The organism is Microtetraspora glauca (assembly GCF_040656155.1).
Lineage (GTDB): Bacteria > Actinomycetota > Actinomycetes > Streptosporangiales > Streptosporangiaceae > Microtetraspora > Microtetraspora glauca.
The window spans coordinates 388,371-402,047 of the sequence record NZ_JBFALK010000004.1 but is presented as its reverse complement, the minus strand read 5'-3'; the positions used below and the strand labels follow the sequence as shown (position 1 = coordinate 402,047).

The 13,677-nt window shown below is 71.7% G+C and carries 14 protein-coding genes; 6 read left to right on the top strand and 8 right to left on the bottom strand.

The window, feature by feature from the left end; translation table 11 throughout:
* The first annotated feature begins 64 nt into the window (after nucleotides 1-64).
* Entirely contained in the window at nucleotides 65-454 is a 390-nt protein-coding gene (locus tag AB0I59_RS10860) for an NUDIX hydrolase (protein ID WP_358131981.1), read from the top strand.
* Here AB0I59_RS10860 and AB0I59_RS10855 read toward each other — a convergent pair.
* From AB0I59_RS10855 to AB0I59_RS10845, 3 genes are all read right to left on the bottom strand, one after another.
* Entirely contained in the window at nucleotides 432-3,236 is a 2,805-nt protein-coding gene (locus AB0I59_RS10855) for a hypothetical protein (protein ID WP_358131978.1), read from the bottom strand. The two genes, AB0I59_RS10860 and AB0I59_RS10855, sit on opposite strands and share 23 nt — an antisense overlap.
* A gap of 124 nt (nucleotides 3,237-3,360) precedes the next feature.
* A complete protein-coding gene (locus tag AB0I59_RS10850; protein ID WP_358131976.1) occupies nucleotides 3,361-4,587 on the bottom strand; it encodes a CPBP family intramembrane glutamic endopeptidase in 1,227 nt (408 codons plus the stop codon).
* Nucleotides 4,587-5,525, bottom strand: a complete 939-nt coding sequence (locus AB0I59_RS10845) for an HpcH/HpaI aldolase/citrate lyase family protein (protein ID WP_358131974.1) — start codon at nucleotides 5,523-5,525, stop codon at nucleotides 4,587-4,589. The genes AB0I59_RS10850 and AB0I59_RS10845 overlap by 1 nt, the downstream gene beginning before the upstream one ends.
* A 131-nt stretch (nucleotides 5,526-5,656) precedes the next feature.
* Between AB0I59_RS10845 and AB0I59_RS10840 the strand changes: the two genes are divergently transcribed.
* Both AB0I59_RS10840 and AB0I59_RS10835 read left to right on the top strand, forming a co-directional pair.
* On the top strand, nucleotides 5,657-6,241 hold the full coding sequence (locus tag AB0I59_RS10840; RefSeq protein ID WP_061259330.1) for a biotin transporter BioY: 585 nt from the start codon (nucleotides 5,657-5,659) through the stop codon (nucleotides 6,239-6,241).
* Nucleotides 6,238-6,603, top strand: a complete 366-nt coding sequence (locus AB0I59_RS10835) for a hypothetical protein (RefSeq protein WP_061259332.1) — start codon at nucleotides 6,238-6,240, stop codon at nucleotides 6,601-6,603. Before AB0I59_RS10840 ends, AB0I59_RS10835 begins: the two co-directional genes overlap by 4 nt.
* On the opposite strand, the gene AB0I59_RS10830 is transcribed toward AB0I59_RS10835, so the two are convergent.
* Nucleotides 6,575-7,525, bottom strand: a complete 951-nt coding sequence (locus tag AB0I59_RS10830) for an EamA family transporter (protein ID WP_358131972.1) — start codon at nucleotides 7,523-7,525, stop codon at nucleotides 6,575-6,577. The genes AB0I59_RS10835 and AB0I59_RS10830 overlap by 29 nt on opposite strands.
* A gap of 85 nt (nucleotides 7,526-7,610) precedes the next feature.
* On the opposite strand from AB0I59_RS10830, the gene AB0I59_RS10825 reads away from it, so the two are divergent.
* The 3 genes from AB0I59_RS10825 (at nucleotide 7,611) to AB0I59_RS10815 (ending at nucleotide 10,576) form a co-directional block, all read left to right on the top strand.
* A complete protein-coding gene (locus AB0I59_RS10825; protein ID WP_061259334.1) occupies nucleotides 7,611-8,819 on the top strand; it encodes a magnesium transporter MgtE N-terminal domain-containing protein in 1,209 nt (402 codons plus the stop codon).
* Complete coding sequence (locus AB0I59_RS10820) at nucleotides 8,812-9,276, top strand: DUF1003 domain-containing protein (protein ID WP_061259336.1); 465 nt, start codon at nucleotides 8,812-8,814, stop codon at nucleotides 9,274-9,276. Before AB0I59_RS10825 ends, AB0I59_RS10820 begins: the two co-directional genes overlap by 8 nt.
* Before the next feature lie 160 nt (nucleotides 9,277-9,436).
* On the top strand, nucleotides 9,437-10,576 hold the full coding sequence (locus tag AB0I59_RS10815) for an Mrp/NBP35 family ATP-binding protein (protein WP_061259338.1): 1,140 nt from the start codon (nucleotides 9,437-9,439) through the stop codon (nucleotides 10,574-10,576).
* 120 nt (nucleotides 10,577-10,696) lie between these two features.
* Here the strand turns inward: AB0I59_RS10815 and AB0I59_RS10810 are convergent, their stop codons facing one another.
* Genes AB0I59_RS10810 through sigE form a run of 4 tightly spaced genes read right to left on the bottom strand, consistent with a single transcriptional unit; the run spans nucleotide 10,697 to nucleotide 13,592 of the window.
* The gene (locus AB0I59_RS10810) at nucleotides 10,697-11,056 is read right to left on the bottom strand and encodes a sec-independent translocase (RefSeq protein ID WP_061259339.1); all 360 of its coding nucleotides are present in this window, start codon (nucleotides 11,054-11,056) and stop codon (nucleotides 10,697-10,699) included.
* Nucleotides 11,057-11,112: 56 nt separating this feature from the next.
* Nucleotides 11,113-12,366, bottom strand: coding sequence for a S1C family serine protease (locus AB0I59_RS10805; RefSeq protein WP_061259340.1), 1,254 nt, complete (start codon nucleotides 12,364-12,366; stop codon nucleotides 11,113-11,115).
* Nucleotides 12,367-12,393: 27 nt separating this feature from the next.
* A complete protein-coding gene (locus tag AB0I59_RS10800; RefSeq protein ID WP_061259341.1) occupies nucleotides 12,394-12,957 on the bottom strand; it encodes an anti-sigma factor family protein in 564 nt (187 codons plus the stop codon).
* A complete protein-coding gene (gene sigE, locus AB0I59_RS10795; RefSeq protein ID WP_061259342.1) occupies nucleotides 12,954-13,592 on the bottom strand; it encodes an RNA polymerase sigma factor SigE in 639 nt (212 codons plus the stop codon). The genes AB0I59_RS10800 and sigE overlap by 4 nt, the downstream gene beginning before the upstream one ends.
* Nucleotides 13,593-13,677 lie beyond the last annotated feature (85 nt).

Below are 13,677 nucleotides of genomic sequence, written 5' to 3'. Positions count from 1 at the left end.
TGAACCACTGGCGTCAAGGACCTCTGGGTTATCCGGTCGTAATGTTCTGTATGTGGTGAGATGCGTGGGAGCGATCGTCCTGGACCCGGCCGGACGGATACTGCTGGTCCGCAGGGGCCATCCGCCCGGTGAGGGCCTGTGGTCCCTCCCCGGCGGCAGGGTCGAACCCGGCGAGACCGACGCCGAGGCGCTGCGGCGCGAGCTGCGCGAGGAGACCGGCCTCGACGGCACGGTGGGCTCCCTGGCCGGAACCGTACGGCGTCCCGGGCCGGCGGGTGTGACCTACGAGATCCACGACTATCTGGTGGCCGCCTCGGACGGCCGCCTGTCGCCCGGCGACGACGCCGCCGACGCCCGGTGGTGCGATCTCGCCGAGCTGGTACGGCTTCCGCTGACCGACGGCCTGGTGGAGGCACTCGTCTCCTGGAAGGTCATCGGTCCTCCGACGACGTGAACGTGCTCCGCCAGATCGTGAGGTGGTCCTCCGTGTAGGTCGCCGACCGGCCGGTGGCGACGACCCGGTTCCCCGAGACCGCGACCGATCCGAGCCACTGCGCCCCGGCACCGCCGAGGCCGTCCCCGGTGAGCGTGTGGCGGGTCCAGTCCAGGCCGTCGCCGGAGATCCAGACCGTGCTGTCCCCCTCGCCGGCCGGGCCGTGCGCCCCCACCGCGACCACTCCTTGGTCCGCCGCCACCAGGTCGAGCACGGCGGCCGCCCCCTCCACCGGCAGCCACGCGTACTCCCAGTGGGACCCGTTGTCCGACGAGACCGCGGCGAAGGGACGGCCGCCGTCGGCGACGCCGACCGCGATCACCTCGTTCCCCCGCGCCACGACGTGGCGCAGCCCCGCCGAGCGGGTGTCGTCGGGCAGCACCCGGCCTCTGGCCGTCCACTCGACCCCGTCCGAGGACACCCAGACGACGCCCGTCTCCCGGTCGGCGGTGCCGGAGCCTCCGACGGCCATGAACCCGGACGACGTGGCCGTGACGTCCGCGATGCGCACACCCGCGCCCCCGGTCGGCATGGCGCCCTGGGCCGCCCGCGTGAACCGCTTGAGATCGGGGCTGAACCACAGGGCGGGAAGCACTCCCGTCGCGCCGCGGTCCTCGCCCGCGACGACGTACCCTTTGGGCCCGGCCGCGACCGCGTTCGGCGCCAGGAGGAAGTGGCCCGCCGGCACGTCGAGGGCCGGGCCGGGCTTCCAGGTTCTGCCGTCGGCCGAGGTGACCAGGAGGGGCCGGGTGACCGCCGGGTCGGAGGTGGTGGTGCCGACGGCCAGCCATCCCTTCCGCCCGTGGGCGACCGCGCTCAGCGCCTGGCGTCCCGAACCACCGAGCAGATCGGGGTAGGTGAGGCTCTTCCAGTTGGCGCCGTTGTTGCCGCTGGTCCAGATGCCGGCGTCGCCGCCGCCGGAGCCGACGGCGACGAACAGGCCGCCCGCCGCCGCGAGGTTGGTCGTCTCCCTGGCCAGCCGCGTCAGCCCCGCGATCTCCCCGGGGGGTACGGCCTTCGCCTGCTTGCCCTTTCTCGCCGTCATGAGCACGGGCAGGTTCTCCACGTCTCCGGGCCCGCGCTTGTCCCCGCCCGCGACGAGCACGCCCTCGTCGGTGATGGTGAGCCCGCGCAGCGTCCCGGGGATCTCGCCGAGGTCGGCGCTCTTGGTCCACTTGCGCCCGTCGGCGCTGGTGTAGAGGGCGTACCGCTCCCAGGCCGACTCCGTCACCGCCGCGATCCCCGCCGCGGACGAGGCCAGGCCCCGCACGCCCGCGCCTTCGGGGCCGAGCTTCCCGATGGTGCCGCACTGCTCCCATTTGGCGCCGTCGCCCGAGCAGAAGACCCGTACCTCGCCCGCAGCCGACCGCTGTCGCGTCGGGACCAGCACGAAGCCCTTGCCCGTGGCCGCCAGGGCTCCCGGCTCCGGCCGTACGTCCGCGAGGGCGACGGCCGTACGGAGCCAGGACCTGCCTCCGTCGGCCGAGCGGAGCACCACCGAGGCGGAGTCGCCCTCGCCGGGGTCGGCCAAGGCGACGACCTGGTCGCCGCGCGCGGCGACGGCGCGCATGCCGCGCACCTTGTCGGGAGTGCCGATCTGGCCGGTGTCCACGCGGGTCCATCCCCGCCCGTCGGGCGACACCCAGGCCACCGGGCCGGCCGTACCGTCCCGGAGGGTCGCGGTGCCCACGGCCACGAAGCCGGTGGCGGTCCTGGCCAGGTCGGTGATCCGATCCTGGCTCCAGAACGCGGTCAACCGGCCGGGATCCACCGCGGTCCAGGTCTTGCCGTCGGAGGAGACCCACATGCCGCGCGCCGCCGGTCCCGCGGACCCGGGCGCGTCCGTACCCGCGGCGAGCCAGTGTCCGCCGCCGCCCACGACCCGGCCCACCGCTCCGCCGACGATGTCGTAACCGGCCGGGCCGACGACCCGCCCCAGCTCCCACTTCCCGCCGCCGTCCGTGGAGACGAGGAAGAGTGGTCGCGGCACCGGGCCGCTGATGTCGCTGCCCACGGCCACGACCGTGGAGTCCGCCGACGTGACCGCGTTGAGCACCTGGCTGGAGCCGTTGCCGGGCAGGCCGGGGGCCGGGAACGCCGTGTCCCCTGACTGGCCGTCGCCCGACGCGAGAAGCAGGCCGCCCGCCGACGGTCCCGACACCCATCGGGCGACACCGAACGCGGCCGCGAGCAGCAGGGCGAACGCCAGGACCGGTGCGACGTACCTGCGGACGCGGAACGGGCGCTTGGGCTCGCTCCGCCGCCGGTGGTGATGGTGCCGGCCGCCGCCGGAGCGGGGTGGGCCGGTGGCCACGAGCACGTCAGGACGGGCCGGGCGCCCTCCGGGCGGGGCGCCGATCCTCCGCACCGGCTCGGGCTGCGCCGGTTGCTCCGGGTGTGGCTGTTGCTCCTGTCCGGTGTGTCCGGTGTGTCCGGTGTGTCCGGTCTCCCGCTCCCGTATGGGCTCGGCCGGTTCCTGGGGGGTGGCACGGCCGGAGGCGACGAGCTTGTCCGGCCGGTCGACCAGGCGCCGGGGCCTGGCGGGCGTGTCGGGAGTGTCGGGCTCGTCGGAGTACGGACGCCGCCCGGTGCGGCGCGGCGGGGGCGTCTCATCGGGTACGGGGGCACCGAACGGAGGCAGCGCCCATGGCGAGGAGCCCTGTGGAGGGCCCTCAGGGATGGGCGGGATCGCCGGTGGCGTCGCCGGGTGTTCCTCATCGCGTGAAGGGGGGTCCGAATTCACGCTCCGTGCCTCCACTAGAACGGCGAAGCGGACGCGAGCATGTTGATACCCGGTCTCCGGCTGGCGATCACCTCTAAAGACCAACACAGCGAACGCCGCGCTGACCATACCTCTCTAGTGAGATTTATCGGGACAGAGTCTGAATTGATCGTCTTTGGGCGATTATCACGACGGCGACGGTGAAGACGGCGAACTGCACGACCGTGCCGACGATCGACTGCCAGGGCACTGAGCCCTGCTGCAGCGCGTTCTGGAGGCCGCCCGCGGCGGCGGTCATGCCGAAGGCGAACACGTTGTTGACGGAGTGCAACGCGATGGGCGCCTCCAGGCCCCCGGTGCGGATCGCCAGCCACCCCATGAGCACACCGAACCCGAAGACGTAGGCGATGCCCCAGTCGGTGTAGCCGTGCAGCGAGGCGAAGGCGACCGCGCCGACGACGATGCCGGGCACCGGGTTGCGCAGGTAGGCCCCGAACGCCTGGAGGATCCAGCCGCGGAACACGTACTCCTCGGCCGCCGCCTGGAACGGCACCAGCACCAGGATGACGATCAATGGAGCCAGGAAGCGGTCCCAGCCCACCCACATGAACCCGGTCGACACGCCGGTCGCGAGGAACGTCAGCTGCTGCGCGATCTCACCGAGGATCACGGCGACCAGCGCGATGGGGACGCACGACAACAGCCAGCCCCAGCGCAGCCGCCCGGCGACCGACGAGAGCGTGCCCGGCCTCCGCCGCTGCACCGCCCAGGCCGCCCCGGCCACCAGGGGGATCGCCAGGGCGATCAGGCCGAGATTGAACCCGAGCGTCAGCAGCGGGTCCGCGAAGATCTGGGTGCCCTGCAGCACCATCGGAACGCCCGCCAGGATCGACACCAGCCAGGCGGCGATCCCGGCCACCACCGACACCACGAGGTATCCGGCGACGATGGCGAGCGTCCCGACGATCGGCCGCCACCAGCGATGCAGTGCCGTACGGGCGAGCCGGTCGTAGCGGGTGCCCGGTGACGGACCGATGGCCCAGGGAGCCGGGGGCGGCGGAGGCGCCCACTGGTACGGCGCGGCCGGATAGTGCTGCCCCGGACCCCACGGCCCCGGGCCCTGTCCCCCCGGACCCCACGGCCCCGGACCCCACTGTGCCGGGCCGTGCTCCCCCGGCCCCCATTGACCTGGGCCCTCGTGCCCTGGACCGGGTGCTCCGGGCCTCTGCTGCCCGGGGCCGGGTTGTCCCGGGCCCTGCTGCGGGGGCGGTCCCTGCGGAGGCTGGTCCGCGGGTGGTCCCCCCTGCGCGTTCGGGTCACCCTGGGAGGGCGGTTTCCATTCGGCGGCCGGGTTCCACTGCGGGTCGGTCATTACTCCATTGTCGGCCGTTCGAAGGTCCGAGCCCTCGCCAGACCCGCGGCACGCCCCTTGGCCGCCACCACGAGGGCCATCTTGCGGGACGCCTCGTCGATCATCTCGTCGCCCAGCATGACCGCCCCGCGCCGCTCCACGGTCGTGTAGTAGTCGTACGCCTCAAGGATCAACTCGGCGTGGTCGTAGTCCTCCTGCGACGGTGAGAAGACCTCGTTGCCCGCCTCCACCTGGGAGGGGTGCAGCACCCACTTGCCGTCGAAGCCCAGCGCGGCCGCCCTTCCGGCCACGCGGCGGAAGCCGTCCACATCCTTGATCTGCAGGTACGGCCCGTCGATGGCCTGCAGGTCGTTGGCCCGGGCGGCCATCAGGATCCGCATGAGGATGTAGTGGTAGGCGTCGCCCTCGCCGTACCCGGGGGGCTGCTCACCCACGACCAGGGTCTTCATCCCGATGGACGCCATGAAGTCCGCGGGGCCGAACACCAGCGTCTCCAGCCGGTCGGACGCGGCGGCGATGGCGTCCACGTTGACGAGACCGCGGGCGCTCTCGATCTGCGCCTCGATGCCGATCCGGGGCAGCCCGTGCGCCTTCTCGATCTGGGTGAGCAGCGTGTCGAGCCAGACCACGTGCGAGGCGTCCTCGACCTTGGGCAGCATGACGCAGTCGAGGCGGTCGCCCGCACCCTCGACGACGTCGATGACGTCGCGGTAGGTCCACTGCGTGGTCAGGTCGTTGACCCTGACGACGATCGTCTTCCCGGTCCAGTCGCCGTCGCGCAGCGCGGCGACCACGTTCTCGCGCGCCTTCTCCTTCGCGGCGGGCGCGACGGAGTCCTCCAGGTCGAGGAAGACCTCGTCGGCGGCCAGACCCTGGGCCTTCTCGATGAAACGCGGATTGCTGCCGGGCACGGCCAGGCACGAACGTCGAGCACGCATGGCCACACGCTAGCGGGGCCATGGTCGATCGCTACAAAGGAGGTGCCGCGTTCTTGGCACCGGCCTTGTACGGCCATCGGCGCGTCTTTCGCGAAGAATGGCACCGTCCACGAGCGTTGAGGGAGAAAGCGATGACTGAAATCGCCACCGGGGTGCGCCCCGCCGTCCTGTCCGATCTCATCCCCGGAGCCCGGGTCCGCGACGCCGCCCTCGTCCTCGGCGGCGCCGCGCTGACCGGCCTGGCCGCCCAGCTCAGCTTCCCCATTCCGGGCTCGCCCGTCCCGGTCACCGGCCAGACCTTCGCCGTCGTGCTCGTCGGCGCGGCGCTCGGATTCAACCGCGCGGCGCTCAGCATGGGCCTGTACGTGCTGGCCGGCATCGCCGGAGTGCCGTGGTTCACGGGCGGCGGACACGGCCCCGGCGGCGCGACCTTCGGCTACCTGATCGGCTTCGTCGTCGCGGCCGCCCTCGTCGGCAGGCTCGCCGAGCGCGGCGGTGACCGCACCCCGGCGCGTACGGCCGGCACGATGATCCTCGGCAACCTGGTGATCTACGCCTTCGGCGTCCCGGTACTGATGGCGGTGACCGGCATGGGCCTGGCGCCCGCGCTCGCCGCCGGCGTGGTGCCCTTCCTCGCGGGCGACGCCGTCAAGATCGCCGTGGCGGCCGGGCTGCTGCCCGCCGCCTGGAAGCTCACCGGGCGGTCCGGCAGGTGAACGCCCCTCTGATCGAGGAGGGCGCGAAGAAGTCCGGCGTGCTGTGGGTGACCCTGGCCGCCGGACCGCGCCTGGCCTGGCATGTGTGGCACGAGGGGGCGATCTACCTCGTGACCGGCGGAGGCGAGCAGGAACTGCCCGGTCTCGCGGAGGCGTCCGAGGTGGAGGTGACCCTCCGCAGCAAGGACAACGGCGCCGAGTTGGTGAGGTTCACGGCCTCGGTCGAGGTGGTGGACCAGTCCCGCTCTCCGGAGGCGGTGGCCGCGCTCGCCAAGGAGCGTCTCAACGCCCCCGACGCCACCACGCTGACCGACCGCTGGGCCGCCGGGTCCGTCATCGTACGGTTGACGCCTCCGGCGTGAGCAGTATGGCAGGGTCGGTCTTCGGCCGTGCGGCGGCGGACTGGGCCAGCAGGGCGCCGGCGAGGACGACGGCGCCTCCGACGATCTGGGCGCCGCCGAGCCGTTCGCCGAGCAGGAACCAGGCGATGACGGCGCCCGCGATGACCTCCAGCGTGGCGACGGTGGCGCCGACGGCGGCCGAGAGGCGGCGGACCGCGATCACTCCCGTGATGTAGGCGGCGACCGTCGCCACCAGGATCAGCCAGAGCGCGGCGCCCAGCACGGGCAGGGTGTGACCGCCCACCGTCGCGGTCCGGCCGAACGCCGCCCAGTCGATGTTCCAGGGGCGCGAGAGCGGCAGGAGCGCGACGGCCGCGCCCGTCATGCCCCAGGCGATCAGCCCGAGGGGATCCATGTCGTCATCCGAGAAAGCATCGTTCATCAGGAAATATCCGGCGCAGCAGGCGGCGGCGACGAGCCCCGCCATCAGCCCGAGCGCGTCCAGCCGGATGCCGTCCCAGACCTCCACCACGACGGCCAGCCCCGCCACGGCGACCACGGCGCCCAGATAGGCCGACCGCGCGAGCCGCAGGCCCCGGACAAAACGCACCCAGACCACGACCAGCACCGGGGCGGTGTACTCCAGGAGGAGCGCGACGCCGACCGGCAGCCGGGTGATGACGAAGAAGAACAGGCCCTGGACGGCGGCCACCGCGATCAACGCGTACGCGGCGACGAAAAGCAGCCGGTCACGCGGGATCCGAAGGGCCTTCGGCCGTACAATCACGAGAGCGACGACCAGGAGCAGTCCCGCCCCGGCCATGCGCACCCAGACCGCCTCCATCGGCGTCAGCCCGGCCGCTCCCAGATATCGGGCCATCGGCCCGGAGAAGCCGAAACAGCACGCCGAGGCGACCGCGATCGCCAAGCTCGCCGCCCTCACACCCACCACCCCATGTAACTACCATTAGCCCCTTTTGATCCTGTCATACCAGGCCGTCCGGCGCATCCCGGCGTAATCTGGCAAGGTGGATCGGATCTTCGTGGCCCGGCTGGCCGGGCTCGCGGTGTTCGACCCGGCCGGTGACCAGATCGGCCGGATCCGGGACGTGGTGGTCGGGATTCGCGGCCCTCTCCCACCGCGTGTCCACGGCTTCGTCGTCGAGATCCAGCCACGCCGCCGGGTGTTCCTGCCGATCACCCGCATCACCAGCGTCGAGTCCCGGGCCGTCATCTTCACCGGCAAGCTCAACATGCGCAGGTTCGAGCAGCGCGAGTCCGAGACCCTCGCCATCGGCGAGATGCTCGACCTGACCGTGCGCTACCAGGGCGAGGAGGTCACCGTGCTCGACCTCGCCATGGAGCAGGCCCGCCCGGCCGAATGGGTGCTCGGCAAGGTCGCCGTACGACGCGGGTCCAGGCGCCGTGGCGAGACCCTCATCGTGGACTGGGAAGAGGTCACGGGCTTCGGCGTGGTCCAGAAGGACCAGGGCGCGGCCAACCTGCTCGCCGCCTTCGACGCGATGCGCTCCGCCGACCTCGCCAACATGCTCCACGAGCTGCCGCGCAAGCGGATGGCCCAGGTGGCCGCCGCGCTCGACGACGACCGGCTCGCCGACGTGCTGGAGGAACTGCCGGAACGCGACCAGGTCACCGTGCTGAGCCAGCTCCACGCCGAGCGGGCCGCCGACGTGCTGGAGGCGATGAGCCCGGACGACGCGGCCGACCTGCTCCAGGAACTGCCCGCCGACGAGGCCGAGGCCCTGCTCCGCCTGATGGTGCCCGAGGAGGCCGCGCCCGTACGACGGCTGCTGGTCTACGACGAGGACACCGCGGGCGGGATGATGACGACCGACCCGGTGGTCCTGCCGCCCAACGCGACCGTCGCGGAGGCGCTGGCGCACATCCGGCAGCGGGAGCAGACCCCGGCAGTCGCCGCCCAGGTCTTCGTCGCCCGCCCGCCCACGGAGACGCCGACCGGCCGGTTCCTCGGCGTGGCCCATTTTCAGCGGCTCCTGCGAGAGCCTCCGTCCACCATGCTCGGCGGCGTGGTAGACAACACCGTCGATCCGATCAGGCCCGACCTCCCGCTTCGGGGGGTGGCTTCCTTGCTGGCGACGTACAACCTCGTCGCGACGCCGGTCGTGGACGAGCACGGGCGGCTGCTCGGAGCGGTGACGGTGGACGACGTCCTGGACCACATGCTGCCGGAAGACTGGCGGGAGAGAAATGACTGAGCGGCTCGACCAGCCGCGGGACGTGACCATGCGGCTCCGTCCCCACTACGACCCGGAGGCGTTCGGGCGGCTCTCCGAGCAGATCGCCCGTTTCCTCGGCACCGCCCGCTTCCTCGTCTACATGACGGTGTTCGTCACCGTCTGGATGGCCTGGAACGCCGTGGCGCCGTTCCGGTTCGACCCGTATCCGTTCATCTTTCTGACGCTCATGCTCTCCCTCCAGGCGTCGTACGCGGCACCGCTGATCCTGCTGGCCCAGAACCGGCAGGCCGACCGGGACCGCGTCCAGTACGACCAGGACCGGACGGCGGCCGAGCGCAACCAGGCCGAGATCGAATACCTCACCAGGGAGATCGCCGCGCTGCGGATCGCCATCGGGGAGACGGCGACCAGGGACTACATCCGGTCGGAGCTCCAGCGGCTCCAGGAGGAACTGGGCGGCTCCAGGAACCAGTAGGCCACCGTCCCGCCGCCGCCGTGCGGCACCCGTTCACTGCCGCCCCACCGCCACCCCGGCCCCCCGCCTCACCAGCACACCCCCGCGGTACGGCACACGCGACGGTGAAGTGCCGCTCCCGGTGTTCGGAGGACAGTGGCCGACTCCATAGCATGGATCCATGGCACCGACCCCAGAATTGGTGACGGCGGCGCTGGCGACGGTCAACGACCCGGAGATCCGCCGGCCGATCACCGAGCTTGACATGGTCAAGAGCATCGATATCTCCCCTGACGGGGTGGTGCGCGTCGGCGTGTTCCTCACCGTCGCCGGCTGCCCCCTGAAGGACACCATCACCCGGGACATCACCAACGCCGTCTCGAAGATCGACGGTGTGACGCGCGTCCACGTGGACATGGACGTCATGAGCGCCGAGCAGCGCAAGACCCTGCAGACCAAGCTGCGCGGCGACCGGGCTCCCGAGAAGGAGATCCCGTTCGCCAAGCCCGGCTCACTGACGCGCGTGTTCGCCGTCGCGAGCGGCAAGGGCGGCGTCGGCAAGTCGTCCGTCACCGTGAACCTCGCCGCCGCCATGGCCGACTCCGGCCTGAAGGTCGGCGTCGTGGACGCCGACATCTACGGCCACTCCGTGCCGCGCATGCTCGGCGTGAGCCAGCGGCCCACCAAGGTCGAGGACATGATCATGCCGCCGGTGGCGCATGACATCAAGGTCATCTCGGTCGGCATGTTCAAGCCCGACGGCAACACTCCCGTGGTGTGGCGCGGCCCCATGCTCGACCGCGCGCTGCACCAGTTCCTCGCCGACGTCTTCTGGGGCGACCTCGACGTCCTGCTCATGGACCTGCCCCCGGGCACCGGTGACATCGCGATCTCCGTGGCCCAGCGGATGCCGTCCGCCGAGATCCTGGTCGTCACCACCCCGCAGCAGGCCGCGGCCGAGGTGGCGGAGCGGGCCGGTTCCATCGCCGCGCAGACCCACCAGCAGATCGCCGGCGTCATCGAGAACATGGCGTGGCTGCCCTGCCCGCACTGTGACGAGCGCATCTCGGTGTTCGGCGAGGGCGGCGGCCAGAGCGTGGCCGACGGGCTGACCCGCATCCTGGGCTCCCGGGTGCCGCTGCTCGGCCAGGTTCCCATCGACATGCGGCTGCGCGAGGGCGGCGACGAGGGCAAGCCCCTGGTGCTGACCGACCCCGACGCCCCGGCCGCGGCAGAGCTGCGCCGGATCGCAGCCGGGCTGAGCAAGAAGTCCACCAGCCTCAAGGGGCTGAAGCTGGACATCTCTCCCGCCGGTCGCTGATTTCATCACCCCGCCCCGGGCCCGTTCACGACCGTGAGCGGGCCCGAGTCGTTTCCTTGCCCGCGTGCGGAGCCTGTACGCCGAGCCCGTACGCCGGTGTTCGATAGGGGAACGTCCGGCCTAGGTCGCCTCGGTGTCGTACGGCGGGATCTCGCCGAAGCCGAGGTCGCCGCCCGGGGACACCGCCCCGGCCGCGATGGGGACGGCTGCCGCCGCCGGCGCCGCGTTCCAGTCGTTCTCGACGTCGTCGAGCAGATGCTTGCGCACGAACGTCTTCGGGTTGAGGTCCGCGGGGTCGAAGTTCTTGAACTCGGGCCCGAGGTTGGCCTCGAGATCGGCCTTGGCGTTGTTGGCCATCTGGCGCAGTTGCCGGAGCGTACGCCCGGCCTGCTGGGCCGCCTGCGGCAGCTTCTCCGGGCCGAACACGAGCAGCGCGATCACCACGAGTGCCAGGATCTCTGGCCAGCCCAGTCCGAACACAGGTGATCTCCTTTTCCAGGAACAGCTGGTTTCAGACTAATAGCACCGCAGTGGTATTACGACGGCCGTGCCGTCACGGCCGGAGCCGCACCGACGGTGACGGTCGCGGTCTTGTCCTCGCCGTCGTGCTGGAACTTGATCGCGATCCGGTCGCCGGGCGCCTTGCTGCGGATCGTCACGATGAGCTCGCGGCTGTCGCCCACGGGCTGCCCGTCGACCTCGAGGATGACGTCACCGGGCTTCAGACCCGCCTTGTCCGCCGGGCCGCCCGGGGTGACGGCGGGCTCACCGCGGTTCGCTCCGGAGGCGATCCGCACACCCTGGCCCTGGTATTCCTGGTCGATGGTGATGCCGATCCGGGAGGTGCGCGCGGCACCCGTCGTGATCAGCTCCTGGGCGACTCTCCTCACGTGGTTGATGGGGATCGCGAAGCCCAGGCCGATGCTGCCGGTCGGCTGGCCGAGCAGCGCCCCGCTGCCCAGCGTGGCGATGGCCGAGTTCACCCCGATCACCTGGCCGGACGCGTTGACGAGCGGGCCGCCGGAGTTGCCGGGGTTGATCGCGGCGTCCGTCTGGATCGCGTTGATCAGCGCGTAGTCGGAGCCGGTCTCGCCGCCCGCCTCGACCGGCCGGTTGAGCGAGCTGACGATGCCGGTGGTGACGGTGCCGGTGAGGCCGAGCGGCGAGCCGACGGCGATGACGGGATCGCCCACCACCACGCCGTCGGAGTTCCCCAGGGTGATCTCGGGCGCCCCGAACGTCTCCTCCGGCTTCACCACGGCGATGTCGGAGTTCGGGTCGCGGCCGACGATCTGGGCCTTGGACGACCTGCGGTTGTTGAACCGGATCCGGATCTCCCCGCTCTGGGCGGCGACCGCGACCACGTGGTTGTTCGTCACGATGTAGCCGCCCTGGATGACGAAGCCCGAGCCGGTCCCCGCCTCCTGGTTGCCCTTCACCTCCAGCGAGACCACGCTCGGCAGCACCCGGGACGCGACCCCGGCGACGGACTCGGGCGCCCGCGAGGTCGAACCGGTGGGCACCGCGCTCAGCCGGTACGACGGGTCGGTGCCGGACGGCGGCCTGGTCAGCAGGTAGGTGCCGCAGCTCCCCGCCGCCCCGGCCACCAGCGCGATGACCACCGCGAGGGCGAGATACAGGCGCACAGGGGGCCCACCGGCCGTACGCGCCGGAACGGGCGGATACGGCGGCGGAGGCCCCCAGCCGGGGCCCAGGCCGGTCGCCTGGTAGGGCGCGGGAAGGAAGTCAGGCCGCTCGGGCGGGTCGAACGCACTCGTGTCGTCGGTCATCCGCGCGGTCCCTCCTGCGTTCGAATGTCATCGAGCGAGGTGGGAGCGCAAGCTCGGCGACGGACTAGGCGTCGGGCTCGTCTGAGGCGGTGCGATGTTCTGCTGCGGGTTGACGAACTGCACCGGAGGGTTGTGGGTCTGCTGGGCCCCCGTGCCGCCGACGATGAACATCGTACCGAGCGCCACCGCCGCGGAGGCGACCCCCACCGCGACGTATCCCGCCCGGCGTGTACGGCTCGGCCGCCCGGGACCCGAGTGCCCGCCGCCCAGGCGGGGGCGGTTGTCCAGCGGCGCGATGCCGTGCTGCATCGCCGGCAGCCTGGTGGAGGCGAAGGCCGGATGGTCCGGGAACGGCCGCATGCGCGGCGGGATCGGCCCTCCCGGCTCTGACATGCGCAGCAGGGACATGGTGAGATCGACCGGCATGGCCGGCGGCTCGATGGACCGCAACCGGCTCTTCAACGCGCGCATGGCGTCGACCTCGGCACGGCAGTCCGCGCAGAAGGTCAGATGGGCGAGCGCCCGCTCCCGTTCCCTGTGACCGAGTTCGCCGTCGATGAGCGCGGAAACGCGCTCGCCAAGATGACTCATGCACCCTCCTTGCTGAACGAAGGGGGGAATTGGTCACCGTTCCTGTTCGCTCCCGGGGCGCGGTGGTCGAGCGCCTCGCGCAACTGGGCGCGACCCCGGTGGATCCTGCTGCGCACGGTGCCGAGCTTCACTCCCAGCGTCGCCGCGATCTCCTCGTACGACAGTCCCTCGATGTCGCACAGCACCACGGCCGCGCGGAACTCGGGCGCGAGCGCGTCGAGCGCCGCCTGGATGTCGTGCTCCAGGTGGGCGTCGTCGTACGCCTGCGCCGGCGACGGCTCCCGGCCGTGCAGCCGCTCCGCGGCGTCGTCGGCCAGCCCCTCGAACCTGATGCGCTGCCTGCGCCGTGCCATGTCGAGGAAGAGGTTCGTGGTGATCCGGTGCAACCAGCCCTCGAAGGTGCCCGGCGTGTAGCTGGACAGCGAACGGAAGACCCGGACGAAGACCTCCTGTGTCAGGTCCTCGGCGTCGTGCACGTTGCCGGTGAGGCGGTACGCGAGCCGGTAGACCCGAGCGGAATGCGTTCTGACGACCTCCTCCCAGGTGGGAGGCGTCCAGTCGGACACGGGGGCGTCCGCCTGGTGGTCGTGGTCGTCCACCGGGAGTCCTCTCTGCAGGATCGTCGCTACAGCCATAGTGCCTGGTTTCGCCCCTTCCTGCGCACCGCGATCGAGCGGTCTCTACAAAGACCGTTCAAAGCGTGCAACGTCCCCGTTGTGG